This window comes from Pseudomonas sp. YJ42 (assembly GCF_047225135.1).
In the GTDB taxonomy this organism is placed as follows: domain Bacteria; phylum Pseudomonadota; class Gammaproteobacteria; order Pseudomonadales; family Pseudomonadaceae; genus Stutzerimonas; species Stutzerimonas stutzeri_E.
In genome coordinates this window covers 3,143,839-3,170,265 of the sequence record NZ_CP178378.1, presented here as the reverse complement: position 1 = coordinate 3,170,265, position 26,427 = coordinate 3,143,839, and the positions used below count along the sequence as shown (strand labels likewise).

Annotated in this window: 21 protein-coding genes and 3 pseudogenes; 12 read left to right on the top strand and 12 right to left on the bottom strand. The window is 61.6% G+C overall.

Going from position 1 to position 26,427, the window contains the following annotated elements; genetic code table 11:
• Positions 1-46: 46 nt before the first annotated feature.
• Positions 47-1,351 (bottom strand): NTP/NDP exchange transporter, encoded by a 1,305-nt coding sequence (locus ACL0K2_RS14610; RefSeq protein WP_045164163.1) that lies wholly within the window; start codon positions 1,349-1,351, stop codon positions 47-49.
• Positions 1,352-1,396: 45 nt separating this feature from the next.
• A complete protein-coding gene (locus ACL0K2_RS14605) occupies positions 1,397-2,314 on the bottom strand; it encodes an aldo/keto reductase (RefSeq protein ID WP_413042911.1) in 918 nt (305 codons plus the stop codon).
• A 354-nt stretch (positions 2,315-2,668) separates the two neighbouring features.
• Here ACL0K2_RS14605 and ACL0K2_RS14600 point away from each other — a divergent pair, with 354 nt between their 5' ends.
• Complete coding sequence (locus ACL0K2_RS14600; RefSeq protein ID WP_268988835.1) at positions 2,669-2,800, top strand: hypothetical protein; 132 nt, start codon at positions 2,669-2,671, stop codon at positions 2,798-2,800.
• 9 nt (positions 2,801-2,809) lie between these two features.
• On the opposite strand, the gene ACL0K2_RS14595 is transcribed toward ACL0K2_RS14600, so the two are convergent.
• Positions 2,810-3,589, bottom strand: a complete 780-nt coding sequence (locus ACL0K2_RS14595; protein WP_413044475.1) for a methyl-accepting chemotaxis protein — start codon at positions 3,587-3,589, stop codon at positions 2,810-2,812.
• 78 nt (positions 3,590-3,667) lie between these two features.
• Positions 3,668-4,444, bottom strand: a pseudogene (locus tag ACL0K2_RS14590) (MCP four helix bundle domain-containing protein); the annotation flags it as partial.
• A 338-nt stretch (positions 4,445-4,782) separates the two neighbouring features.
• Here ACL0K2_RS14590 and ACL0K2_RS14585 point away from each other — a divergent pair.
• Both ACL0K2_RS14585 and ACL0K2_RS14580 read left to right on the top strand, forming a co-directional pair.
• A pseudogene (locus ACL0K2_RS14585) lies at positions 4,783-5,937 on the top strand (FIST signal transduction protein); the annotation flags it as partial.
• Between the two features lie 492 nt (positions 5,938-6,429).
• A pseudogene (locus ACL0K2_RS14580) lies at positions 6,430-6,804 on the top strand (methyl-accepting chemotaxis protein); the annotation flags it as partial.
• 18 nt (positions 6,805-6,822) lie between these two features.
• On the opposite strand, the gene ACL0K2_RS14575 reads toward ACL0K2_RS14580, so the two are convergent.
• The 5 genes from ACL0K2_RS14575 to ACL0K2_RS14555 all read right to left on the bottom strand — a co-directional run bounded on the left by ACL0K2_RS14575 (position 6,823) and on the right by ACL0K2_RS14555 (position 12,880).
• Positions 6,823-8,748, bottom strand: a complete 1,926-nt coding sequence (locus ACL0K2_RS14575; protein WP_413042910.1) for an ATP-dependent DNA helicase RecQ — start codon at positions 8,746-8,748, stop codon at positions 6,823-6,825.
• A gap of 241 nt (positions 8,749-8,989) precedes the next feature.
• Positions 8,990-9,592: a nitroreductase family protein gene (locus tag ACL0K2_RS14570; protein WP_413042909.1), complete on the bottom strand. Its 603-nt coding sequence runs from the start codon at positions 9,590-9,592 to the stop codon at positions 8,990-8,992.
• A gap of 168 nt (positions 9,593-9,760) precedes the next feature.
• Complete coding sequence (locus ACL0K2_RS14565; RefSeq protein ID WP_413042908.1) at positions 9,761-11,302, bottom strand: phosphoenolpyruvate carboxykinase; 1,542 nt, start codon at positions 11,300-11,302, stop codon at positions 9,761-9,763.
• 155 nt (positions 11,303-11,457) lie between these two features.
• On the bottom strand, positions 11,458-12,351 hold the full coding sequence (gene hslO / locus ACL0K2_RS14560) for an Hsp33 family molecular chaperone HslO (RefSeq protein ID WP_045164171.1): 894 nt from the start codon (positions 12,349-12,351) through the stop codon (positions 11,458-11,460).
• Between the two features lie 133 nt (positions 12,352-12,484).
• Entirely contained in the window at positions 12,485-12,880 is a 396-nt protein-coding gene (locus ACL0K2_RS14555; protein ID WP_045164172.1) for an RNA-binding S4 domain-containing protein, read from the bottom strand.
• A 135-nt stretch (positions 12,881-13,015) separates the two neighbouring features.
• Between ACL0K2_RS14555 and ACL0K2_RS14550 the strand changes: the two genes are divergently transcribed.
• The gene (locus ACL0K2_RS14550; RefSeq protein WP_413044474.1) at positions 13,016-13,450 is read left to right on the top strand and encodes an ATP-dependent zinc protease; all 435 of its coding nucleotides are present in this window, start codon (positions 13,016-13,018) and stop codon (positions 13,448-13,450) included.
• Positions 13,447-14,352 (top strand): 30S ribosomal protein S6--L-glutamate ligase, encoded by a 906-nt coding sequence (gene rimK / locus ACL0K2_RS14545; RefSeq protein ID WP_025243607.1) that lies wholly within the window; start codon positions 13,447-13,449, stop codon positions 14,350-14,352. Before ACL0K2_RS14550 ends, rimK begins: the two co-directional genes overlap by 4 nt.
• A gap of 24 nt (positions 14,353-14,376) precedes the next feature.
• On the opposite strand, the gene ACL0K2_RS14540 is transcribed toward rimK, so the two are convergent.
• The 3 genes from ACL0K2_RS14540 to ACL0K2_RS14530 form a co-directional block, all read right to left on the bottom strand.
• On the bottom strand, positions 14,377-15,696 hold the full coding sequence (locus tag ACL0K2_RS14540) for an ATP-binding protein (protein WP_045164174.1): 1,320 nt from the start codon (positions 15,694-15,696) through the stop codon (positions 14,377-14,379).
• Between the two features lie 96 nt (positions 15,697-15,792).
• Positions 15,793-16,527 (bottom strand): two-component system response regulator OmpR, encoded by a 735-nt coding sequence (gene ompR, locus ACL0K2_RS14535; RefSeq protein ID WP_045164175.1) that lies wholly within the window; start codon positions 16,525-16,527, stop codon positions 15,793-15,795.
• 121 nt (positions 16,528-16,648) lie between these two features.
• A complete protein-coding gene (locus tag ACL0K2_RS14530) occupies positions 16,649-17,035 on the bottom strand; it encodes a diacylglycerol kinase (protein WP_045164176.1) in 387 nt (128 codons plus the stop codon).
• Positions 17,036-17,269: 234 nt separating this feature from the next.
• Here ACL0K2_RS14530 and ACL0K2_RS14525 point away from each other — a divergent pair, with 234 nt between their 5' ends.
• From ACL0K2_RS14525 to bcsB, 7 genes are read left to right on the top strand one after another with little or no spacing between them, the layout of a single operon-like run.
• A complete protein-coding gene (locus ACL0K2_RS14525; protein WP_413042907.1) occupies positions 17,270-18,811 on the top strand; it encodes a BcsE family c-di-GMP-binding protein in 1,542 nt (513 codons plus the stop codon).
• Positions 18,808-18,999, top strand: coding sequence for a cellulose biosynthesis protein BcsF (gene bcsF, locus ACL0K2_RS14520; protein WP_045164177.1), 192 nt, complete (start codon positions 18,808-18,810; stop codon positions 18,997-18,999). The genes ACL0K2_RS14525 and bcsF overlap by 4 nt, the downstream gene beginning before the upstream one ends.
• Complete coding sequence (bcsG, locus tag ACL0K2_RS14515; RefSeq protein ID WP_413042906.1) at positions 18,996-20,633, top strand: cellulose biosynthesis protein BcsG; 1,638 nt, start codon at positions 18,996-18,998, stop codon at positions 20,631-20,633. The genes bcsF and bcsG overlap by 4 nt, the downstream gene beginning before the upstream one ends.
• 7 nt (positions 20,634-20,640) lie before the next feature.
• Positions 20,641-20,874 (top strand): cellulose biosynthesis protein BcsR, encoded by a 234-nt coding sequence (gene bcsR, locus ACL0K2_RS14510; protein ID WP_045164179.1) that lies wholly within the window; start codon positions 20,641-20,643, stop codon positions 20,872-20,874.
• Positions 20,871-21,605 (top strand): cellulose biosynthesis protein BcsQ, encoded by a 735-nt coding sequence (bcsQ, locus tag ACL0K2_RS14505; RefSeq protein ID WP_045164180.1) that lies wholly within the window; start codon positions 20,871-20,873, stop codon positions 21,603-21,605. The genes bcsR and bcsQ overlap by 4 nt, the downstream gene beginning before the upstream one ends.
• A gap of 2 nt (positions 21,606-21,607) precedes the next feature.
• Positions 21,608-24,205, top strand: a complete 2,598-nt coding sequence (bcsA, locus tag ACL0K2_RS14500; protein WP_045164181.1) for a UDP-forming cellulose synthase catalytic subunit — start codon at positions 21,608-21,610, stop codon at positions 24,203-24,205.
• Entirely contained in the window at positions 24,202-26,424 is a 2,223-nt protein-coding gene (gene bcsB / locus ACL0K2_RS14495) for a cellulose biosynthesis cyclic di-GMP-binding regulatory protein BcsB (RefSeq protein WP_045164182.1), read from the top strand. Before bcsA ends, bcsB begins: the two co-directional genes overlap by 4 nt.
• The last annotated feature ends 3 nt before the right edge of the window (positions 26,425-26,427 follow it).

Sequence of the window (26,427 nt, the reverse complement as noted above, 5' to 3'; positions counted from 1 at the left end):
AAGGCAAGATCAAGCCATGGCTGCGAACAATCTCAGCTGCACCGCTTTAGTCGTGCCCTGTGGCCTTGGTCACATCGGCACGATCGGCACGCCCACCGAGAAACCACCCCACCGCACCCCAGACCGCGGCGCAGATCGCTCCCACCACGCCGATCAGCCAGGCGCCCTGACCTAGACTGTCGAGCAGGCTCTTGGCCCAGCCGCTCAAGGCGTCACCGCCGCGATAGACCACGGTGTCGATGAAGTTCTTCGCCTTGTATTTACTCTCGGCGTCCAGCGGCGCGAAGAGCATTTCCCGTCCCGGTCGGACGAAGGCGTACTCACCAATCCTTCGCACGATCATCACTGTCGCCAGCACGGCGAAGGTCGGCGCGAGCGCCAGGCCAATGAAGCCCAGGCAGACCAACCCCGGCACCGCCGTCAGCAGCACCCGCACACCGAGGCGCTGGGCGATGCGGCCAGTGATGAACAGCTGGGACAGCAACGCACCGGCCTGCACCACGAAGTCGATCGCGCCGAACACCCGCACCTGCTCGGCGCGGTCTTCAAACAGCTCGGCTACCAGCCGCGCCTGCTCGAAATAGAGAAAGGTACTGGCCGTGGTCAGCAGCAGGACGAATGCAGCGATTCCCAGCAGATAGCCCGAGCCGAGCACCCGCGTAAGGCCGCTGAAGGGATTACCGGCGACCGGCCGCCGCGAACTTTCGGCATGCTCGGCACCGGGCCGGCCGGCGCCATGGATTTCGCGCCACGCCATCAGGTAATGCTTGAGCGCCACGGCCGCAGCCAGCAACAGTGCGGCCAACAGCATCAGGCCGAACTGTCCGAGCAGCCCCACCAGCAAGGCGCTCAGCGCCGGCCCGACCAGGCCGCCAACACTGGCACCGGCGGCGATGAAGGCGAACAGGCGACGCGCCTGGGGCGCGTCGAACACATCGGCCATCAGGCTCCAGGCCACCGAGACCACGAACAGGTTGTAGACCGAGATCCATACGTAGAACACGCGCGCCAGCCAGATGCTGTCGCGTAGCACGAAGAACAATCCGGCGAAGAGCAAAAGGTTCAGGCAGAAGAACCCGTACACCCAATCGATGTAATGAATGCGCGCGACCCGCGAGTTGAGCCAGGCGAACAGCGGCACCGCCGCCAGCATGGCGAAAAAGGTCGCGGTGAACAGCCATTGCAGATTGTCGACCCCGCCCTGGATGCCCATCGACTCGCGAATCGGGCGTAGCATGAAATAGCCGGTGAACAGACAGAAAAACAGCCCGAACCCCGCGAGCGCCGCGTGCAGCTCGCCGGGGCGCGCATTGATCGATGCGGAAAACCGCGTGGCTAGATGGGCAGGCATGCGGCCTCCCGACGGCGGCGACACTCAGGCTGTGCCATGTGGTGATCAGCTGAAAGCGTCGATGATCAGTTGCCGCTGGCGCGCGTCCGGCAGCCTTCCCTGCCCCGCCATAATATTGTCAGCCATGTAACGGGGGTTGGAAGTCGCCGGGATCACCGTAGTGACCGCCGGTTCGGCGAGGATGAACTTGAGCAGCATCTGCGCCCAGGAACTGGCGTCGATCTCGGCGGCCCAGGCCGGCAGCGGCTTGCCCTTGACCCGTGAAAGCAGGTTGCCACGGGTAAACGGCCGGTTGATCAGCGTGGCGATGCCCTTGTCTGCGCAATAGGGCAACAGGCGCTTCTCGGCATTGCGCTCGCTGACCGAATAGTTGAACTGGACGAAGTCGACGGGCTCCTGCTTGAGAACCTCTAGCAGGCGATCGTGGGCCGACTCGACATAGTGTGTCACGCCGATATAGCGGATCCGCCCTTGCTCCTTGAGGTCGCGCAGCAGGCCGAGCTGGGTGCGGGTGTCCTGCAGGTTGTGCACCTGGACCAAGTCGAGCGTGTCGGCCTGCAACGCCTCGAAGCTCTTCTCGAGCTGTGCCATGCCGCGGTCCCGGCCGGTGGCGGAGACCTTGGTGGCGAGAAACACCCGCTCACGCACGTTCTGCCGCCGAACCAGCTCACCCACCACGCGGTCGGCGTTGCCGTAGCTCGGCGCCGTGTCGATCAGTTGGGCGCCCCCCTCGATGAAGACTCGCAGAACCTCGAGCAGGGCTTGCATCTCGTCGTCATCGAGGCGGATGTCATGCGTACGCGAGGTACCCAGGCCGATCACCGGCAGCAATTCGCCTGAGGCCGGAATCTTGCGCATCCGTAACGGCTCGGCGGCTTTCGCCAGCAACGGCCATGACGGCCCGAGCACGGCAAGGGTAGCGAACAGGACGGAACGATGAAGCAGCTGGCGGCGCGTCTGCATGAAAGCCTCCGGTTCGGTGTTGCGGTCGGCAATATCGACGCTTGAGTATGGTCGACACCGCACGCCTCACTGGCAGACTGACGAACGAGAGCTTTTCCGTTTGTTTCAGGGGTATGAGCGAATCGCAAGACGCGAAGCCGGGAGCCCCCGCGCAGTCCGTCGGACCGCTATCGCAATAGTGGCATTATGCTTCTATTTCGGTTTTACTTCGCCGCGCCTCCGCGCCTGTCCCGAATGCCATCAGCGATCCGCGGTTCGCCACCTGTAGAGACAACGATGCACCCAACCTCCTCCCGACCCTCCGGGCATTCGTCAACCTACGCGCCAGACACGCGCCGGCGGCGAAGGCAGCGAATGATCAGCCTGGCCTACGCAGCGGGCCTGATACTGGTACTTCTGCTCAACGTACTGCTATTGCCCGACGACACCGGCCTCGGCAAGTTGCTGTGGGGAACGCTCAACGCCGCTGCAAAAGCCGGCGCATGAGCGCTGAGATCAGACCCGAAAGCGCCCAACCAACTCTGCCAGGCTCTGGGACAACGATGAGAGCTGCTGGCTAGCCTGCATGCTCTCGGCCGAATTGCCCGCCGCATCATTGGACAGGTCGCGGATATCGCTGATATTGCGCGCGATCTCTTCGGTGACGCTGCTCTGCTCCTCACAGGCGGTGGCAATCTGCGCCGCCATGTCGTTGATGCGCTGGACCGAGTGCGTCGTGTCGGCCAACACCTGATCGACGCCGGCGGCGCGCTCGACACTGTCGCGCGCCTTGTTGCTGCCGACATGCATCGCCTGCACGGCCTTGGCGACGCCAGTCTGCAAGCGCTCGATACGCAGTTGGATGTCTTTGGTCGAATCCTGGGTACGGGCCGCCAAGGCTCGCACCTCATCGGCGACCACGGCGAAGCCTCGGCCCTGCTCACCGGCCCGTGCGGCTTCGATGGCAGCATTGAGCGCCAGCAGGTTGGTCTGCTCGGCAATGCCGCGAATGACTTCGAGCACGGCGCCAATGCTGGCGGTTTCTTCAGCCAGCGCCTCGATGGTCTGCGAGGTGCTTTCCACTTCCTGCGCGAGCTGGCGGATCGATTGGATGGTGTTGCTAACCGCCGCTGCGCCCTCACGTGACTGGCGCTCGGCATCCCGCGCCGCATCCGAGGCGTTCTGTGCATTCTGCGCGACTTCATGAACCGCGGCGCTCATCTCTGTGGCCGCCGTGCTGACCTGGTCGACCGCCACGTGTTCGCGGCTAATCAGCTGATCGTTGGTCGCGGCCATCCCCGCCATGCCCCGCGCGGCGGCATCGACCTCACCGGTCATCCGCCTTACTTCAGCGATCAGCGGCTGCAGCTTGTCGAGAAAACGGTTGAATGCGTTACCGAGCTGACCCAGCTCATCGGCCGAACGCACTTCCAGCCGGGTGCGCAGGTCACCATCACCCTCTGCAATCTGCTGCACACGGTCGAGCAGACGGCGGAGCGGGCGCAACACCACCAGCGGCAGGCCGAGCACCAGCAGCGTGCAGCCGAGCAAACCGACCACCAGCACTGCGCCTTGTTGCCTGGCGGTCGCAGCCCCCTCGGCCATTGCCTCCTCGCCCTCGGCCGCTGCGGCCTCATCTGCGAGTTCGCCCAGCTTGTCGATGGCATCGCGCATGGCATCGAAGCGCGCTTCGCTGTCACCGAAGCTCAGCGCACTGGCCGCCTGCCGCTCGAGATCGATTTGACCGATCACCCGCTGCGAAACCTCCGACCATTGTTGAAAGCCGCGATTGAACTGTTCGATCAATGCCAGGGCCTCGGAACCCGGCTGGGTGGCGGCGTATTTTTGCACCCGGTCATAGGCCTGCTTGAGGTTTTCCGTATGACTGTCACGCAGCGCCTGACGATGTTCGCCGGCGTCGCTATCGAGCAGGCTGCGCTCAGCCACGAAGGCCTGGTAAAGGTCGCGATCGGCATTGAGCAGCAGGCTGATAGCGGGCAGATGTCGCTTGGCCAGCTGCTGGCTTGAGTCGGCCACCCGGTCGATGCCACGCATGCCAACGCCCCCCATCAACACCAGCAACAGGGCCAGCACAGCAATGGGCAGGGTGATTTTCCAACGGAATCCGAGATCTGAAAGAAAGCGAGACATGGCGCCGCTCCTGGGGTGAATACCGTGGCTATCGGCAATTTCTTCCACAACAAGAGGCCTCTGGTCGAAATTTGCACAATCACAGCAGCCGCTATCGCGCCGGTCGCCTGCGGCCTGAACAGCGCGCCCGCCCCTCGTCCCAGCGCACCTACTACTTCAGAACGAACACCAAGGTTGCATAGCCAGCATTGCCGAAGCGGCCGATAACCTGAAACCACCGAGCCGCTGCCGAACGGTCTGCAGGGCATGCCTGCACGAGGCTGATAGCGAATCATCCGGTCATCGGGAACGGGCGGGTTCGGGACCGCTCACCCACCCGCAATGCGCGAGTAACGCCCATGTTTTCGTTCTCTCGATTCAAGCCAGGTCATACGCCCACCAACGGAACCCTGAGTCTGCTCGGTACCGCGCAAAAGCTCGCGCAGCAGCTAGCCGCCCTGCGCTTCGAACCGACTTATATCGCCGGATTCGTCTCGCCACATGTCGATCTGGACCAGGTGGCGCGGCAGATCTCACAGCGTTTTCCGCACGCGGCCATCAGCCTGTGCACCACCTCGGGCGAGCTATCCAGCGAGAATCAGCGGCTTTACTGCACCACTGGCACGCAGTGGGACCGGGTGGTGCTGCAGCTGTTCGACGCCAGCGTCATTGCCGCCGCTGAAATCGTCCGGGTGCCGTTGGAGAGCGAGGACATTCGTGGACAGGGACAACGCAAGAGCATGTCGCAGCGGATCGCCAAGCTCACCGCGTCAATCAAGCAGTTGCAGGTGTCGATGAAAATCGACTATCGCGACACTCTGGCGAACATCTTCTTCGACGGCCTTTCGGCATCCGAATCCTTCTTCATGGAAGCGCTCTACGAATCCGGGCGCTTCCCCTGTCTGTTCGTCGGCGGCTCGGCCGGCGGCAAGCTGGATTTCCAGAAGACTCAGCTGCACGACGGCAAGCGCAGTTATCAAAACCATGCATTGATCGTCTTTCTCAAGTGCGCCCGGGACGTGCGTTTCGGCGTGTTCAAGAGCCAGAACTTCGAGCCCACTTCGCTCAGCCTGAGCGTGCTCAGTGCCTCGCTGGAGGACCGCTACATCAGCCAAGTGGTGGACGCCAAAGGCAACATCCGCAGCATGGTCCAAGCGCTGTGCGAGGCACTCAAGTGCGCGCCGCAAGAGCTGGAGCAGCGTCTGTCGGATTATTCCTTCGCCATTCGCGTGGGCGATGAAGTCTTCGTCCGCTCGATTTCGCAGATCGACTTCGCCAAAGAACGCGTGCACCTGTTCTGCGACGTGGCGCCCGGCGAGGAGCTGATCATGGTCAAGCGAACGCCGCTGGCCGAGACCACCCGACGCGACTATCAGCGTTTCATGCGCAACAAACCCGGGAAGCCGTTGGTGGGCATCCTCAACGACTGCATCCTGCGTCGGCTGAACAATGAGCGGGCACTGGCCGGCATGGATCCGGTATTCGATGACGTACCGGTGGCCGGCTATTCCACCTTCGGCGAAATTCTCGGCCTCAACCTCAACCAGACCCTGACCGCGGTCTTCTTCTTCCGCACCTACGGCAAGGATGACTTTCATGACGAATACACAGACAACTTCATCGCATATCACGGTGAGTTCAAGGCGTTCTTCCTGCGCCGACAGATCAAGAAGCTCACGGGTTTGAGCCAGGTGGTGGTCAAGCAGATCGAGCAGTTCAAGCGTCAGGATTACAGCAGTGCGGTAGACGTCAACGGGCTCGACGAGCACATCCGCCCGGTGTTCCGCGGCCTGGCCGACCTGGGACAGGTGCTGTCACAGGCCGACGAGGAGCGTCGCTCGATGTCCGAGCAACTGAGCCAGTGCGCCACCGAACTGCACGGCTCGATGGACGACCTGACGCTGAATATCACTCAACAGGGCGCGGTCATCGAGCAGGCCGGTACCTCGGTCAAGCAGATGGTCCATCAAGCCGACGAGGTGGTCGGCAGCGCCCGCGATCTGGCGCAGTCGAGTCAGCGCATTCAGTCGGTGGTGCAGACCATTCAGCAGATCGCCGGGCAGACCAATCTGCTGGCGCTGAACGCCGCAATCGAAGCGGCGCGTGCCGGCGAGCAAGGCCGCGGGTTCGCGGTGGTCGCCGACGAAGTGCGCAAGCTGGCCGAAATTACCGGCAAAAATGCCGAGGAGATCGGTAACGATATCGACCGCCTGGCCAGCGAGATTCGTGCGGTGGCGCAGCACATCGAAACGCAGTCAGCGGACGTCGGCTCGCTCACCAGCTTGCTCGATGTGCTGGAAAACTCGAGCAATCTCACCGCCGGAACCTCACGCCAGACCAAGGGCGTGGCGGACCGATTGATTGGTCTGACGGCCCGCTGAGGCGGTGCAGCGAGGGATTTACGGCGCCAACCGCGCGCGAACCTCGCCGTAGGGATAAGCATCCAGCGAGGCGAACCCAGGGATCTGACGGGCCTTGAGTTTGGTGAACACCGGCACGCTGATCCCGCAGAGAAAGCGCGTCAGGCATTCGACGCTGGGCGCGCCGCCCTTGAGCTGTTGGTAACGCTGCCTGAAATCTGCGCAGCGACCCTCGACATCGATCTCAGCGAGCGGCGCCAGCGCCGGCGGATCGGGCAGTTGCGCCACCTGCCCCCCGCAGACCGAGCAATGCCCGCAACGCTGCGGCGCCTGGTGGTCGCCGAAGTAGGCGGCTAGCCGCTGACTGAGACATTCGGCAGATTCGAACAGCGCCAGCATGTTGTCGATGCGGGTGATCTCGCTCGCCTCGTGCTGCCTGAAATAGGCGTGCAGCTCGGCGCTCAATGCCTCGGCATCGAAGCCCCCGTCGAGCAACGCATAGACCTCGGTCATCTGCTTGCTCTCAAGCTCGATCCAGCCTTTTTCCTGGAAATATTCCAGTGCCTTGACCACCCGCGCGCGGTCGGCGCCATGCTGCTGATAGAGCCCATCGAAATCCAGCGTGCACCAGGTCCGCGCCCGCGCCGAGCTATGCACGATCGCCTCGACGAACTGACGCCGCTCCCCTTCGAACTTCGCCATCAGCGCCTCAGGTTCGAGCAGGTACTTGTAGCGGTACTCGGCGAAATAGGCGAAGCGTGGCGCGATGATGCCGCGCAGCTCCAACTGCACCAGCAGAGTTTTCAGCGGCAGCTGGCGGATGTTGCTCTGGTCCGACAGCTGGTTGAGCATCAGCTCCCATTGCCCGCCGGCGCCCGCCTGCAGCAGCTCGTCGAGTACGCAGCGGATGCCCTCGCGTTCCGGCGTATCGCCGTAGACGAAGTTCTGCAGCACGCTGAGGCTGTCGCGATTGGCCAGCACCAGGCAATCCGATGCCTGACCATCACGCCCGGCACGGCCGATTTCCTGGCTGTAGTTCTCGATCGATTTCGGCAGGTCGTAGTGCACCACGTTGCGGATGTCCGCCTTGTCGATGCCCATGCCGAAAGCGATGGTGGCGACGATGCAGTTCAGCTCGCCCGCCATGAAGCGCCGCTGGATCGCCTCGCGCACTTCGTGGTTCATGCCGGCGTGATAGGCGCTGGCGGGGAAACCCCGCTGCGCCAGATGCTCGGCGACCTGCTCGGCGGTCTTCTGCTGAGTGACGTAGACGATGGTCGGTTGGCCGCCCTTGTCTGCCAGCCATTCCACCAGCCGACGTTGCTTGTTGAAGCCGCTGACCGGCTCCACCAGCAGATTGAGGTTGGGTCGATAGAAGCCGGTGGTCACCACGTCATCCGCGCCAATCGAGAACTTGGCCTGCATGTCGGCGATGACCGGCGGCGTCGCCGTGGCAGTCAGCAGCAGCGTCTGTGGAATGTTGAACTGGCGCTGATACTCGGGAAGCTTGAGGTAGTCAGGGCGAAAGTTATGACCCCATTCGGAGATGCAGTGCGCCTCGTCCACCACCAGCAGCGAGATCGGCACCTGGCTGATGAAGTTGCGGAAGCGCTCGTTCTTCAACCGCTCCACCGAAATCATCAGGATCTTCAGTTCGCCCGATTTGGCCCGTGCCATGGTCGCACTGGTCTGCTCACGGCTTTGGGCCGAATCGATGCTGCCGGCGGCAATGCCGTGGCGGTGCAGAAAGGCGAGTTGGTCCTGCATCAGCGCCAGCAACGGCGAGACCACCAGGGTGAGATGCGGCAACAGCAGTGCCGGCAGTTGATAGCACAGCGACTTGCCTGAGCCGGTCGGAAAGATGGCTGCCGCCGAGCGGCCCGCCACCACGGCACGAATGGCCTGTTCCTGGCCAGGACGAAAGCCGTCGTAGCCGAATGTCTGTTTGAGCGTCTGCTCGATCATGCTGGGTCACTCCCTTGACTGGAGGACGGAGGGTAGCAAGGGTCGGGATGCGTAGGGTGGATCACGCTTCACCGTTCCACCAGACAAATCACAGTGGCATTGCGGTGGATGTAAGAGGCGACATCCACCCTACACAGTGAGTCACGCCCTTAATTGAGGGCGGAGGGTAGCAAGGCGCGGGGGGCGTAGGGTGGATCACGCTTCATCGATCCACCAGGCAGACACCTACCTTGCCGAGCGATCAGAAGCGATCGCGGATGATCACCTCATCGAACGGCAGCTTACCGACTCGCGGCTTGGGGTCGACCGTGCGCTTGCCGACCGCGACCATCATGGCAATGGCATGGTTGTCCGGCAGGTTGATCAGCTTGGCCACGGCATCGAAATCGAAGCCATCCATCGGGCAGGAGTCCAGACCCTTGCCACGCGCGGCGAGCATCAGCGTCTGCGCCATCAGGCCACAGCTGCGCATGGCTTCGTCACGCTGCACCTGCGGCTGGCCACGGTAGTAATTGTCGATGGCGCCGGCCATGTAGTCCTGCACCTCGGGCGGCGCACCCTCCCAGACGCGGCGGACATTCTTTTCCCAGCTGTCGAGCTGCGCGCAGACCACCACCAGCATCGACGCATCGGTCATCTGCGCCTGATTCCAGCCCACCTCGCGGATCTGCGCACGCAACGCCGGATCACTGACCTCGACGAAGCGTACGTGCTGCAGATTGAACGCCGACGGCGCCAGCAGCGCCAGTTGCAGCAGCTCGTCCTTTTCTTCGCGGCTGAGCTGAAAGTTGGTGTCGTAGGCTTTGACGGCGCGACGGGTGCGGATGGCTTCTTCGATGTGCATGAACGGCTCCACTGGCTGAGAAATGTGGCCGCCATGCTATGCCCAACGGATTGATCGAATCCATGCGTCTTTACTGATGGTACTCATCACCTGCTTCGATCCGTTGCGCAGGTGCCGTTGAGGCAAGAAAAAGCCGCCCGAAGGCGGCTTGTCTGATGCAGTACTGGCTTAAAGCTGTGGGCCGGCAGCCTTGATGACCTCGGACACATCGAACTTCTTGAAATTCTCGATGAATTTGTTCGCCAGTTCCTTCGCCGCTTCGTCGTACGCGTTCTGGTCTGCCCAGGTATTGCGTGGGTTGAGCAGCTGGGTATCCACGCCCTCGACGGCCTTCGGTACGTCCAGGTTGATGATCGGCAGATGCTCGGTCTCTGCACCCACCAGCGCGCCGCTCTGAATCGCCGCGATTACCGCACGGGTCGTCGGGATGTTGAAGCGCTTGCCGACGCCATAGCCGCCGCCGGTCCAGCCGGTATTGACCAGATAGACCTTGGAGCCGAACGCCTGAATGCGTTTGATCAGCAGCTCGGCGTAGACACCGGCTGGGCGCGGGAAGAACGGCGCGCCGAAGCAGGTGGAAAAGGTCGACTTGATGCCGCTGCCCGAACCCATCTCGGTGGAACCGACCAGCGCGGTGTAGCCGGAGAGGAAGTGGTAAGCCGCCTGCTCTTCATTGAGTACGGACACCGGAGGCAGCACACCGGTCAGGTCGCAAGTCAGGAAGATCACCGCGTTCGGCTCACCGCCCAGGTTCTTCTCGGAGCGCTTCTCGACGTGCTCCAGCGGATAGGCGGCACGGCTGTTCTGCGTCAGGCTGTCATCGCCATAGTCGGCGATGCGTTCGTCGTTCAATACAACGTTCTCGAGAACCGCGCCGAACTGGATGGCTTTCCAGATCACCGGCTCGTTCTTCTCGGACAGATCGATGCATTTGGCGTAGCAGCCGCCTTCGATGTTGAACACGACGCCCGTACCCCAGCCGTGCTCATCGTCGCCGATCAGGTAACGCGACTCGTCGGCCGACAGGGTGGTCTTGCCGGTACCGGACAGGCCGAAGAACAGGGTGACGTCGCCGTCGTCGCCGATGTTGGCGGCGCAGTGCATCGGCAGCACGTCGGCCTCCGGTAGCAGGTAGTTCTGCACCGAGAACATCGCTTTCTTCATTTCACCGGCGTAACGCATACCGGCGATGAGGACCTTCTTGGCGGCAAAGTTGATGATCACGCAACCGTCGGAGTTGGTGCCGTCGCGTTCGGGCACGCACTCGAAGTTGGCGACGTTGAGCACTTGCCACTCGTCCTTGCCGGCCGGGTTGTACTGCGTGGGATTGATGAACAGCTGGCGACCGAAGAGGTTCTGCCAGGCCGTCGCCGTGGACATCTTGACCGGCAGGTAGTGCCCCTCGGAAGAGCCTACATGAACGTGAGATACAAAATGGTCCTGGGCCTTGTTGAAGGTCTCGACGCGATCCCACAGGGCATCGAACTTGTCGGCCGGGAACGGACGGTTGATCGGCCCCCAGGCGATCGAAGCCTGCGTGCTGGGCTCCTCGACGATATAGCGATCAGCTGGCGAACGACCGGTCCGATGGCCGGTTCTCACGACGAGCGCGCCGTTGGCGGCCAATTCACCTTCACCGCGTTTGATGGCCTCTTCGACCAGTTGAGCGATGCTGATATCGATGTACACGGCGTTATTGGCTTGCGTCATGAGTTCCCCGTCGGCCCTGGGCCGATTCCTCCATGCTGTTGTAGCCCAACTGACGATGGACTACATCGAAAAAAGTGCGCGCGATTATGACAGAAAAGGCGCGGCGCTGGGTATGAGGGCGTAATGGCGAAAAGGTTCTACGCCCCCCGCCATTTTTAATGCCGAGTGCCGGAAGGCCCCTCGATGCCGGCACCGGCAAACAGCTGAGCGACATCGGCTGCATCGAAGCGATAGCTGTGATTGCAGAACTGACAGTCGATGGTAATCGCGCCACCCTGCTCGTTGAGTAACTGCTCGGCGTCGTGCTGGCCGAGGCTCACCACCGCGTTGGCCGAACGCTCGCGCGAGCAGCTGCAGCGGAAGACGATCGAACGCGGTTCGAACAGCCGCACCTGCTCCTCATGATAAAGACGATGCAGCACGGTCTGGGTGTCCAGGCCGAGCAGTTCCTCGGCCGACAGGGTGTCGGCCAGCGTGCGCAAATGCTGCCAACTGGCTTCACGCGCTTCGCCGTCACGGATGCGATCGGCCGGTAGCTGCTGCAGCAACATGCCACAGGCGCGACGGCCGTCGGCGGCCAGCCAGAAGCGCGTCGGCAACTGCTCGGACGAGGCGAAATAGTTCGACAGGCTGTCCGCCAGATCGACCCCGTCCAACGCGACGATGCCCTGATAACGCTGCCCATTGGCCGGGTCGATGGTCATCGCCAGCACGCCTTCCGGCATCAGCTCGGATAGCGTGGCGCCAGGTGTCAGTTGCTCTTCGTGGTACCGCGCAATGCCACGCACTTCGCGATCGCTCGAGCACTCGACCATCAACAGCGGCACCGCACCGGCCGAACGCGCCTGCAGCACCATCAACCCGTCGAATTTCAGCGTACCCACCAGCAACGCCGCGGCGGCGAGCAGCTCACCGAGCAGCTGCGCCACAGGCTCCGGATAGGCGTGCTTGGCCAGCACCTCGGCATAGCTGCGCTCGAGCCCGACCCACTCGCCACGGACGTCGGTGTCATCGAAGAGGAAACGCTGAGTGAAGTCGAAATCAAGCATTGGGCAGACCAGGGCAGGTTGAAGGCCGGAGCCATTGGAGGGCCGGGTCGCATCGACCCGGGCGCGCGTGCACGGCACCTGAAAAAGGGACCGCATTCTAGGGGGAAAGTGGCAACGGTCCAACCGTCAGCGTTCATCCCGCATCAGAGCGAAAGCGCTGCAAGGCGCGTCGTTGTTTCTTGCTCGGTTTGCCATCGGTTTCTACGCCCAGGCTGCCGGCCTTGCGCATCGCCGCAGCGTTTTCGCGACGCGCTTGGCTTTCGGCGGTTTCTTCATAAAGCAACTGCGCTTCCGGCGCGCCTCGGCGCACCGCTGACAGGGCCCGTACAACCACGGTACGTTCATCGAAACCAGCGCGAATCATCAGCTCCTCACCGACCTTGGGTTCTTTGCTCGGTTTGCAGCGCTCGCCGCGGCAATGGACTTTGCCGCCCTCGATGGCAGCCTTGGCCAGTGCGCGTGTCTTGAAGAAGCGCGCGGCCCATAGCCACTTGTCCAACCGGACCTTGCCGTCGTCTTTTTCGCTCATTGCTCAACTCAGTCAGCCGTCGTGTTGTCATAGAGTCGTACAGGTAGATGCGGTTGTCATGCACCCCGTCTAGAATGCGCGGAAATCTACTGGATACGCCTTTTGAACAATCCCGACCCCCAGACAATCATCGGTTTGCGCGAATGGATCGCCCTGCCCGAGCTTGGCGTGGTCGGGTTGCGCGCAAAAATCGATACAGGTGCCAGCACCTCCGCGCTGCATGCAACCGATATCACCGAATTCGAACGCGGCGGCAAGCGCTGGGTTCGCTTTACCGCGCATCTGGGCACGCTGGTGCAGCGACGCCATCGCTGTGAAGCCCCTGTCGTCGCGCGCAAGACGATCAAGAGCTCCAATGGCCATGCGCAGACCCGCTATGTGGTGCGCACGCTATTGGCGCTGGGCTCTCATCTGTGGCCCGTGGAATTCACCCTTACCTGTCGCAAGACCATGCGCTATCGCCTGCTGCTGGGATCAAAAGCCCTGATGGACGGCAAATGGCTGGTCGACCCTGCGCGCACCTACGTGCAGGAAAAACCCCAGACCCTTACCTCTCCCGGTGCCCAATGAAAATCGCCGTGCTGTCGCGCAATCCACGTTTGTATTCGACCCGCCGCCTGGTAGAGGCCGGCCAGCAACGTGGCCACGAGGTCGTCGTGATCGACACCCTGCGCGCCTACATGAATATCGCCAGCCACAAGCCACAGATCCACTACCGCGGCCGTCCGCTGGAAGGCTTCGACGCAGTGATCCCACGGATCGGTGCCTCGGTCACCTTCTATGGCTGCGCCGTGCTACGCCAGTTCGAGATGCAGGGCGTATTCCCGCTCAACGAATCGGTGGCCATCGCTCGCTCGCGTGACAAGCTGCGCTCGCTGCAATTGCTGGCGCGCCGGGGCATCGGCCTGCCGGTGACCGGCTTCGCGCACTCGCCCGACGACATCGCCGACCTGATCCGGATGGTCAACGGCGCGCCCTTGGTCATCAAGGTGCTCGAAGGTACCCAGGGCATCGGCGTGGTGATGTGCGAAACCGCCACGGCCGCCGAATCGGTAATCGAGGCCTTCATGGGTCTGAAGCAGGACATCATGGTCCAGGAGTACATCAAGGAAGCCGGCGGCGCGGATATCCGCTGTTTCGTCGTCGGCGACAAGGTGATTGCGGCGATGAAGCGTCAGGCCAAGCCCGGCGAGTTTCGCTCCAACCTGCATCGCGGCGGCACCGCTAGCCTGATCAAGATCACCCCGGAAGAACGCATGACTGCCATCCGCGCTGCCAAAGTCATGGGTCTGAGCGTGGCCGGCGTCGATATCCTGCGCTCCAATCACGGCCCGCTGGTGATGGAGGTCAACTCATCACCCGGCCTTGCCGGCATCGAGGAGACCACCGGCAAGGACGTGGCCGGTCTGATCATCCAGTACCTGGAGAAAAACGCCGGCCCGCACCTGACCCGAACCAAAGGTAAGGGCTAGTCAGCGTCAATCTCCCAGCGATTTTCAAGCCTTTATCGCATCGCGAGGCAGCAGCAGGCCCAGCGGCAAGCTAACCCGGGCCTCAAGCCCGCCACCTTCACGATTGCGCAGCTCGATCACACCGCCGTGCTGCGAGGCGATGCGTTTGACGATGGCCAATCCCAGTCCGGCACCCTGTCCACCGCGCGCGCGATCACCACGGATGAACGGGTTGAAGATTTCCCCCAGCTCGTCCTGATCGATACCAGCTCCCCGGTCGAGCACACTGAGCACCACATAGGGGGCGCTGCTGTCACCGGAGACGTGGGCGGCGACTTCGACGCCATGCCCACCGTAGCGCAAGGCGTTCTCGATGAGGTTGACCAGTAGGCGTTTGATCGATACCCGGCGCAGCGCCAGCGGTGGCATCGGCTCGACGCACAAACGCACGCTTTCGCCATACTGGTTATAGGGCGCCACGACTTCGCGGACCAACTCGCCCAGGTCGACGCTTTCCACCGACTCGTCGCTGCCGTCACGGACGAAGGCGAGAAACTGATCGAGGATCGCATTCATGTCTTCGATGTCACGCACCATGTCTTCGGTGAGCTCGGAATCGCTGGTCATCAGCTCCAGCGACAAGCGCAGACGGGTCAGCGGCGTACGCAGATCATGGGAGACGCCGGCGAGCATCAGCTCGCGCTCGCGGCCCGCTTGCTCGACATCTTCGGCCATCTGGTTGAATGCGCGATACACCTCGGTCATCTCGCTCGGCGTGTCGCCGATGGGTAGCCGTACGCTGCGACCCTTGCCGATCTGCCGAGCCGCGTAGACCAACCGCTTGAGCGGTAGGTTGAGCTGGCTGACGAAGATCCACGCGGCTGCGGTGGACAACAGCCCGATCCCGAGGAACCAGCCAAGCACGCTCCAGATCCGCTGACCGCGCAACGGGTATGCATAGAGCGGCACTTGTAGCCAGTCCGGCCCCAGACTGGGCGCACGCACCCAGATGGCCGTCTGCGGCTGAATACGCACCCGAACCTCGGTTTCCTCACCGAGTTCGGTCTGCATTTGTCGCTGAAAGATTTCCGTGTAGGGCCAGTGATATTCGCTGGGTGGCACCTCGTCGTCGCTGACCCGGTGCAAGCCAGCGGCCTCGGCGATACGCTCACGGTTCTCGTCGTCGGCAGCCCAGTACGCGCGCAGGGTCAGCGCCGCGCCGTGGCTGTACTGCCGATCGACCATAACGTCCTCGTTCATCATCAGGTACACCAGCATCAGTACCTTGGAGAACAGCACGACGATCAGCACCATCCACAGGGTGCGGGCGAAGAAGCTTTGCGGAAACCAGAGTGGGGTCTTCATTGAGCTGAACGTCTCAAGCTACAGACGGCAAGAAAAGAAGGGATAGTGCCGTACCGTAGCGCTCTGTAATTGCAGCTCGAGCCGTGCAGCTTGTGCTCATTTATTGCCATCGGGCACGAACACATAACCCACACCCCAGACCGTCTGGATATAACGCGGCTTGGACGGATCCGGCTCGATCAGCCGGCGCAGGCGGGAAATCTGCACGTCGATGGAGCGTTCCAGTGCGTCCCACTCGCGACCGCGGGCCAGATTCATCAACTTGTCGCGAGTCAGCGGCTCGCGGGCGTGTTGAACCAGGGCCTTGAGCACAGCGAACTCACCCGTGGTGAGCATGTGTATCTGATCGCCTTTCTTCAACTCGCGAGTACCGAGGAACAGCTCGTAATCACCAAAGGTCACCGTCTCGTCTTCGCTGCCCGGGGCACCTGGCACCTGCGGCGCCTGCCGGCGCAGCACCGCGCGGATCCGCGCCAGCAGCTCGCGAGGGTTGAAGGGCTTGGCCAGGTAGTCATCGGCGCCCTGCTCCAGTCCCTGGATCCGGCTGGTCTCGTCGCCCTTGGCGGTGAGCATGATGATCGGAATCTGATTGCCGCCGCCGCGCAGACGCGCGCAGGCGGACAAGCCATCCTCGCCAGGCATCATCAAATCCAGCACGACCAGATGGAACAACTCGCGGCTGAGTACGCGGTCCATCTGCTCGGCGCTTTCCACAGTACGCACGCGATAGCCCTGCTCATCGAGAAAGCGCTCGAGCAAGCGCCGCAAGCGCGCGTCGTCATCGACTATGAGGATCTTTTCGCCTTCGCTGGCGGATGCAGTGCTACTCATGGGAGCTCCCGGAAAAATCGTCAACGCATTATGCGCACAGTGATGAAGGCGCAGCGGAAGCCATTGTTAGCAGATTTTTCGTGGCCGAGCAGATATGCGTTAGCCATGCGGCTTGCACCTCTCAGAGGAGGATGGCGAGCCAGATGATGACGATGGAGCAAAGCCCGACAAGCTGGGCAGCACTGCCCAGATCCTTTGCTCGCTTGGATAACGGGTGAATCTCCAGCGATACGCGATCCACCACCGCCTCAATGGCGGAGTTCACCAATTCGAGCGCAAGCGACATAAGGATGGGGAGAATCAGGAGCGCCCGTTCAACGGGCGAACCTGTCAGTAAAAAAGCAAGGGGAATCAGCAAAAAGGCCATGCACGTCAGTTGGCGAAAAGCGGCCTCATGCTGCCAAGCGGCGTTGAGACCGGCGAGAGAGTAGCTAGCGGCCTTGGCCAAGCGACCCAGGCCGGGCTTGGTTTTCAGCGCAGAAGCATCGCTGGCTGTTTCGGTTTTCATCATGTTCTCTTCTGAGTCATCCGGACGGGCAACCTGCCGGTTCGCTGAGCGTGGTTACCACTTATCAGAGCGGGTATCTGGGCGCCCTGCCTGCTGATATCATAATGATATCGCAATAGCTATCACGCCAGATTCCGACGAGCTGCAGTTAGCGGATTAAAGCCCATCTCAACTCAGCCGAAATCTGGCTACGGCGACTTCAGATCGTCGAAAGCACTCACCACAGGTGACACCTTGTCCACTACTGCTAGCTATCCCGAACACGGCCCAGCCTCGCTGGGGCTGGATATCGACCGCGGAGCCCTGACGCTAAGCGTTGGCCGTGTGCAGTGGGTCATCGTAGAGCAAGCAAGCGATGCAGCGCTCTTGTCACAGCAAGTCATCGAGGCGTTCGGTCCACACCACCAGGCTGTCCTAGTGTCGGACGACGCCAGACAGAAGAGCCTTCTCGCCAAACTACCCGCAGATTCAGGGCCGAGCGAGTTATTGTGTCTGACACTGGCATCAAGCCATTTCACCGCCTTTCTCAAGCGTCTAGGCTCGGAACTGGACCGCGCGGGCGACATGCGGGGTCGCTGCATATTGTTGACGCCTCCAACCACCGTGTGGGACCGGTTCGGCGAGCGAACAATTGCCACCTGGCTCGAAAAAGTGAGTCGCTGGCTTATCGAACGCCAGGCGACGTTGCTCGTCATCAGCGACGGTGTGTGCGATGGCTTGAGCGAGCGCCTTAGTCAGCTCACCTATTCGCTTGCCGGCTTTGCATCGCTGAATCGCACGCCCCTTGGCCCTCGCCTGTTTCTGCACTTCTGGAACGGCGGTCAGGGCATTACGAGCGCTCGCGAACTTCATCTTCAGTACCGACCCGACGGCTTCCGAGTGGCGGCTTCAAGCGATATCGAGCCCACCATCGAGTACCCGGACCAAGGGCGGATTCACGCCGAGCGCAGTGTGCTGGACGGCGCGCAAAATCTCTCAGTGCAATGGCGCTTGTTCGAAAACAGAAACGAGCTGTTTCAGCATGCGCTTGCAGCCAGAGCGGCCAGTGTCTTGTTCGCCATTACGAAAAACGAGCAAGTCGAAGATCTGGCGCATCAGCTTAATCAGCTGCGCCGCTCGTGTGGCAACCAGCTCAAGCTGATCGTTCGGGAAATAGCGCCCTGTCTTCGCTACCGCGACGAACAGTTGCTACTGACCAGCGGTGCCTCGCTGGTCGTGCCTTTTGGTACTTCCCTTCCCCGTTTTCTGACATTGGTCGAAAGTGTCCAGGGTCATCTCTGGCAAAGGCAGCTGAAAGACATAGGCGTCAACCTTGACGAATTGAAACCACTTCCCCTATGTGGCCAGCAAAGTCCGCTGGGATTCGCCGAAGCCGTTCGGGAAATGTGGCCGAGCAGCGCAACGGGCGAGATCATCCATCAGCTGATTCGCCTGCAGCCCGTGTCGGGTTTAAGCCTGCAGCAGGTCCTGAGCCAGACGCGTCTGCGGCGCAGCGGCGATATCGCCTGTATTGCCGACAAAGCCCTCCATTTGTTTCTTTTCGCTTGCCGTCCGGAATCGCTCGAAGCCGCCCTGAGTAATATTTTCGGGGTCAGATGGCAGGAGCTTTTCGTGGGACTGGAGCAGCTGACCGATCTCGACCCCCTATCAAGACCCAGTTTCCAGAGTGACGCCTCGCCGATGCCCAGCAGTACGCCAGTCGCTGCCAGCGCGGGTGAACCGAAACAGCCTTTTCATCCACGCCCTATGCGTCTTTCTCTGGAAGCACGGCCATGACCCTCGAACAACTCCTTGAGGTGGCAGGCCTGTTCACCGTAATTGGCGCCTGCATCGGCTGGCTGATAGCAACAAGCCACTACAAAATCGTTCGCTCATTCGATCGGCTGCTTCCGCCTCGCTATTTGAAGACGGCTGCACTGCGACGCCGCCCTGCCGGATCGATCGGCGAGGAAGAAAAACAATGACCGCACACGAGCGCTTGAGCGTACCCGTGCCAGCCGCTGTGACCTGGCCTGGCCTGGGCACCTGGAACCTTTATTTCCTGCTCAAGTTTCTGTTGCTGGGTCTTGGCATGCTGAATTTCCAGCCGTTGCCGAATCTGATATTCGCTGCATTCCTTGTCGTGCCGCTCCCTGGCCGCGCTTGGCGCATCGCACGCCAGCTCATCGCGATCCCGATCGGTGTAGCGCTGCTCTACCATGACACTTGGCTCCCTCCGTTCGAGCGGTTGCTGGCGCAACCTGGCGTACTGGACTTCACGCCGGCATACCTGCTCGAACTCGTCGGGCGCTTCATTGACTGGACACTCGTGGGTCTCTGCGCGTTGTTGGTCATCGGCTATAGCTACCTTTCCAACTGGATTCGCCTGTCGACGTTCTGCCTGGGCGGACTCCTCTGGCTGAATCTGGGCAGCATTCCCTTTCTGGCTCCCGCGACAAGCATGGCTGCCTCGCCAGCCACGACGCCCGCCCAGGGACAGCCGGCAGCGTCGACGGCAGCGGCAAGCAACGACAACGTTGCACTGGACAATTGGCTTGAAACCTTTTTCAAGACCGAAGCGACCCGCCAGACGCAGTTCCCCCAACCCAGCGAGCAAACGGCGGCGTTCGACGTACTGATCATTAACGTCTGCTCATTGGCATGGGACGATCTCGATGCGGTCGGCCTGCGCGAGAACGCATTGCTTCAACGCATGGATGTAATTTTCGATCGATTCAATTCCGCGACGTCTTATAGCGGGCCCGCGGCAATCCGGCTGTTGCGTGCCAGCTGCGGTCAACCTCGTCATCAAGCGCTGTACGAACCTGCGCCGGAGCAATGTCTGCTGTTTCAAAACCTGGCCAATCTGGGATTTCGCTCCGAAACTCTGATGAACCACAACGGCCGCTTCGATGGATTTGCCGAGGAGATCCAGGCCCAGGGTATGCCACAACCGGTTCTGCCCAGCCAGAAGTTCGCTCGCGCCCTTGCAGGCTTCGACGGCTCCCCGATCGCAGGGGATCTGGACGTACTCAGCGGCTGGTGGAAGCGTCGGCAGGAGCTGCCGGACGCCCACGTCAGCCTCTTCTACAACAGCATCAGCCTGCACGATGGAAACCGCATCGTCGGATCAGACGGAAATGCCCAGTCAGCAGAATATCGCCCCAGAGCGCAGCGACTTCTGGACGACCTTAGTCGCTTCATCGATGAGCTGGAGCGTAGCGGCCGACCTGTAGCCTTATTGCTGGTGCCGGAACACGGCGCTGCGCTGCATGGCGACCGCATGCAAATTGCTGGCATGCGCGAGATACCACGACCCTCGATTACTCAGGTCCCCGTCGGGTTGAAACTGATCGGGATGACGCCGCCCACCTCAGGCCTACCGCTCCACGTCCAGCAACCCTCGAGCTTCCTAGCGCTTTCCGAGCTGATTTCCAGGCTCTACGCCGCGCAGGGAAGCAGCAGCGCGGTGGACGTCAACACGCTGATCGCCAACCTGCCGCAGACCGAGCCGGTCTCCGAAACCGCCGGTGCCCAAGTTATCGAACAGGCTGGACAACCTTACGTACGACTGGGCGGCCAGACCGTCTGGCTCCCTTACCCAAATCGGTTCGAGTAGCAAGCATATGGTCAGCCTGGCTCAGCGTGTTCAACACGACGACATTGCCCGCCTAGAGCGTCATCTGGGACTGCCAGATCTCGGCTACCAGGACATTTCCGCATCGTTGGAATTGGATAGGGCCATTCAGCGATGGCCACTGCTCACGGAACTTTCGATCATTGCCGATCTGGAAACCGCCTTCGACAGCGTGTCACTCGAGCCGGTAACGGCGCCAACCGTCGGTAGACAGCCCGTATGAAGCGTCTCGTGATGCGGGCAATCCGTGGAGGCCTCGGCGCCACGACATTGCTGGCCGATCTGGCTCTGGCCCTCCATGAACAGGGCGAGCGCGTGCTGTTGGTCGATCTCAGTCCGGACAACATGCTGCGCCTGCATTTCAATGTCGACACCACGTATGAAGCTGGCTGGGCGCGTGCGCAGCTGGACGGCAGCGAGTGGAACGATGCTGCCCTGGAGATGCTGCCAGGGTTGCATCTGCTGCCATACGGGCGCCTGAACGATTCGGAGGTCGCACAGATTGAGTTGCAGCTCTGCGCCGACTCGAGTTGCTGGTCACAACGCTGCGGCCTGGTTTCGCGCGACTACGACTGGATTCTGTTCGACCTGCCGCAGAGGTTGCCCGGCCACCGGGTGGGTGTATCCGAAGATGACCGGGCCGACCTGCTGATCGATCTCGCGACAACGGATCCGGCTTGCCATGTGCTGCTTCAGCAAAGAACGCAGCCGATCGCCGATCTGCTGCTGGTCAACCGCGTCAATCCGGCGAGCCAGCTACAGCGGGATCTGTTAATGATCTGGCGCAGGCGTCCTGGAATGTCACGACCGCCGCAGCTGGTGCATGAAGACGAGGCAGCACCAGAGGCTCTCGCACACAAGATGACAATTGGCCACTACGCACCTCAAAGCCAGGCGGCCAGCGACCTGCGAAGCCTGGCGATCTGGTGCCTTGCTCAGCGCGCAGAGTGCTGAACATGCTCAGCCCACTGCGTTACTACCAAGCCATCCGATACCGGCGTGGCGCGAGTCTGTACGGCGCGCTCAGCTGGTTGGTCGCCTATACACTGGCCTGGCTGCTATTGCGCCTCGAAGCCCCCGGCTGGCAGTGGGTATTGGCTGAGCGTCGCAGACTCTATCCGCACGTGGCCGACAAACGCCCTAGCGCGGGCGACCCATTACGGGTTCTGATTCAGAGCGTCTGGTTGATCCTCGCGCGCCCCTTGCAGGAACCAGGCACGCGTCGCCTATGGAATCCAGCCCGATCAGCAGGCCACCGGCTGCGTAGCGTCGCGGCCAAGCTGGCCGTGCCGATGCGCGCGAGCAGCGACCTTCTGCCGGGGCTGAAGGGTCTGCGCAACGTCGAGGCGCGCGCCAACCGTGCCGAACGCTGGCACTCCAAACTATCGAAACCAGCCAGATACGCATTTAACGCGGCCATCGCGGTGCTCGCCACGCTGCTCAGCATTCTTTGCATCACCGAGCCCTTCGGCTATGCCGCACAGATCACCTTCGTTCTGCTGCTCTGGGGGGTCGCCCTGCTGGTCAGGCGGGTGCCGGGCCGCTTCGCGGTACTGATGCTCATCGTTCTCTCTGCGATCATTTCCTGCCGCTACTTGTGGTGGCGTTACACGGCGACGCTCCGGTGGGATTCGCACTTCGATCTGGCCTGCGGCATTGTCCTGCTTGCCGCCGAGACCTACTCATGGATCGTGCTGATCCTCGGCTACGTCCAAACCTGCTGGCCGCTCGATCGTCAGCCTGCACCCTTACCGAAAAACACTGCTGAGTGGCCGTCGGTCGATCTTTTCATACCGACCTACAACGAAGACCTCTCGGTAGTGCGCACCACTGTGCTAGCCGCGTTGGGGCTGGACTGGCCGCATGAAAAGCTGAACATATACATCTGCGATGATGGACGGCGGGACAGTTTCCGACGCTTTGCCGAAGAGGTTGGGGTGGGCTACATCACTCGCCCGGACAACAACCACGCAAAAGCCGGCAACCTCAACCACGCCATGACCGTGACCCACAGCGAGCTGATCGCCATTTTCGACTGCGACCACATCCCGGTGCGCTCCTTTCTTCAGGTCACCACGGGCTGGTTTCTTCGCGATTGGAAGTTGGCGCTGGTGCAAACCCCACATCACTTTTTCTCGCCAGATCCCTTCGAGCGCAACCTCGGCTCGTTCCGTCGCAAGCCCAATGAGGGCGAGCTGTTTTACGGCTTGGTCCAGAACGGCAACGACATGTGGAACGCTGCATTCTTCTGTGGCTCCTGTGCGATTTTGCGCCGCACAGCCGTAGAGAGCATTGGCGGCTTCGCCGTTGAAACCGTCACCGAGGACGCGCATACCGCGCTGCGCCTGCATCGCTCGGGCTGGAATTCAGCGTATCTGCCTACGCCTCAGGCGGCCGGCTTGGCGACAGAAAGCCTGTCGGCGCATATCGGCCAGCGGATACGCTGGGCACGCGGCATGGCTCAGATATTCCGTACCGACAATCCTCTTCTGGGTCGCGGCCTCAGCATCTTTCAGCGCTTGTGCTACGCCAACGCCATGCTGCATTTCCTTGCCGGCCTGCCTCGCCTGATCTACCTGACCGCACCGCTCGCATTCCTGCTCCTGCACGCGTACATCATCTATGCGCCGGCGTTGATGATCGTCTTGTATGTGTTGCCGCACATGATTCACGCCAGCCTGACCAACGCACGCATGCAGGGCGAGCACCGGCATTCGTTCTGGGGCGAGGTCTACGAGACGGTACTGGCCTGGTACATCGCCCGTCCCACGACGGTGGCGCTGTTCAATCCCGGGAAAGGAAAGTTCAACGTCACGGCAAAGGGCGGGCTGATGGATCACGATCAGTTCGACTGGCGTATCGCCCGGCCTTACCTGGTCCTGGCCATACTCAACGTCGCGGGGTTGGGATTTGCCGTCTGGCGACTGTTCACAGGCCCAGTCACCGAGATCGGTACCGTCCTGGTCAGCTCCGCCTGGGTCATTTACAACCTGCTCATCATCGGCGCTGCCGTGGCGGTTGCGTCGGAGGTGAGGCAGATACGCCGGGCGCATCGCGTTATGGCTCGCCAGCCCGCATCGCTGAAGCTCAGCAACGGACACCTGTTCCCCTGCACATTGTTGGACTTCGCCGAAGGCGGTGCCGGTCTGCAGATCCCGTCTGGCCTGCAAATCGGCATGGATCAGCCGATTTCCCTGATCCTGCGGCGCGGCGACCGTGAATTCATTTTCCCCGGGCGCGCCTCTCGCCAAGTTGGAGAACGTCTGGGAATCCGGCTCGACACCCTCGATCTGGCCCAGCAAATCGATCTGGTTCAGTGCACGTTCGCTCGTGCCGACGTCTGGCTGGATCGCCATGATGGCTTCGAGACGGACCGCCCACTACACAGCCTCATCGAGGTTCTGCGTATGGGAGGTCGCGGCTATTACCGCTTGCTCGAACAGCTCCCGCAAGGCTTGAGCAAACCGCTTCGCCCCATTTTTCGACTAGCCGCCTGGCTACTCAGCTTCTGCCCCCGTACCCCAGCCTCTAAACCTCTGGTAAATCTACCATGAACACCCAAACGCACTCCTGGACGCTGCTTACCACCTTACTGTGGGCACTCACTGCTGTTGCTTCCACGGAGCCGAGCGTTGACGTTGATATCGCGCCACCCAGCTGGGATTCCAGTCGTAGCTTCAGTGACTTGGGCCGTCCTCGGGATCAGTTGCTATTGGGTATCCGCAACGCCGAGCAGATCGAATTTCGCCTGCGCCACGACCGGATCGCCACCGACGCCACTTTGCACCTGGACTACACACCTTCACCGGCCCTGCTTCCAGTGCTCTCGCACCTGCGGATCTACCTGAACGACGAACTGATGGGAACGCTGCCCATCACTAAGGAGCAAATAGGCCAGCGGGTCAGCAAAGACCTGGCGCTCGACCCGCATCTGCTCGGAGACTTCAACCGGGTACGCGTCGAATTCGTTGGCCATTACAGCGATATCTGCGAGGACCCGGCGCACAGTGGCTTGTGGCTCAATCTCGGCAGGCAGAGCCGGGTCAGTCTTCATGAGCAGGCGCTGGACATCGCCGGCGATCTGGCTTGGTTTCCGCAACCATTCTTCGATGAACGCGACAGTCAGCCTCTCAACCTCCCGGTCGTATTCAGTGGCGCCCCGACACCCAACGAGCAGCGTGCAGCTGGCATTCTGGCTTCCTACTTTGGCGGTTTGGCGGCCTGGCGAGGCGCCAGCTTCCCCGTGCTGTTCGATGCACTGCCGTCCACAACAGCCCGCCCGCAGCCAACCGTGGTCTTCGCCACCAACTCCCGCCGCCCGTCGTTCCTCGCCGAACACCCCGAGGTAGACGGCCCCACGGTAGAACTGATCGAGCATCCAGAAGATCGCTACAGCAAGTTGCTGCTCATCTTCGGTCGCGACGATAACGACCTCATCGTAGTGGCATCGGCGCTGGCAATGGACAACGGTCAGTTGCGTGGCAACCGGGTCCGGATGGAGCGAATGGAGCCGCCTGCTCGCGTGCCGTACGACGCGCCCAACTGGATACGTACCGATCGTGCAGTACAGCTTTCAGAGCTGATCGACTATCCCCAGCAGTTACAAGTAAGCGGGCTACAACCATACCCGATCACACTGGACGTCAATCTGCCGCCGGATCTGTTTGTCTGGCGCAACCAGGGCATTCCGTTACAGACCCGTTATCGCTACACCCCGCCAACGACCACGGACGAATCACGCCTCAATATCAGCGTCAACGATCAGTACATCACCAGCATCGCCTTGCAAGGCAGCGATAGCCGCAGCGGTGTGGAAAACGTTCGACTGTCCGTCCTTTCATCCGACTCGACAACCGAAAGCGAGAAGTTGCTGGTGCCCGCGCTCAAGATGGGTATCCGCAACAAGGTGCGATTCGAGTTCAATTTCGCCAGCAAGCTGGGCAATGCCCAGCGAGACCGCTGCCAGACCTACCTGCCGACCAATATCCAGGCCGCCATCGACGAGCAGTCTTCCATCGACCTCTCGGGCTACTACCACTACATGGCCATGCCCGACCTGAAGGCCTTCTCTCGTAGCGGCTTCCCTTTCAGCCGGATGGCTGACCTGTCCGAGACGCTGGTACTGGTCCCCTCGCAGCCCAACCAGGAGCAAGTCGGAACCCTGTTGGATACGCTTGCCCTGATTGGCTCGCAAACCGGTTATCCGGCCTATGGCGTTCGTATCACGGATGACTGGAAGATGGCCGAGCAGGTCGATGCCGATCTGTTGTTAATCGGCCCGCTGCCGCAACAGCTGGCAGACGGCGCGACATTACCGATTTTGCTGGAATCGCCACGTAGCTGGTTACAGAACGGCGGGGGCGGGCCGACCATCGAGCCGGCCAACGGCAACCTCGGCATGACCGCCAACGGTCCACTGGCAGCAGTGGTTGGCCTGCAGTCGCCTTTTCACACGCAACGCAGCCTGGTTGCACTGCTCGCCTCGGCTCCGCAGGACTACGCGCTGTTACGCGATGCCTTGACTGATTCCGGCAAGCAGGAGGCTTTTGCCGGTGCTATCGCGTTGATTCGCAACAGCGGAGTCAGCAGCCATTTCGTTGGCGACCAGTACTATGTGGGCGATCTGCCTTGGTGGCTGCTGCTGTGGTTCCACCTTTCTTCGCATCCAGTTCTTTTGGCTTTCCTGGCAGCCGCTAGCATCGTGCTGTTCGCTATCGTGCTCTGGCGGGCACTGAGCTGGGCTGCTCGTCGGCGCCTGGCCGACGCTGAGTGAGCC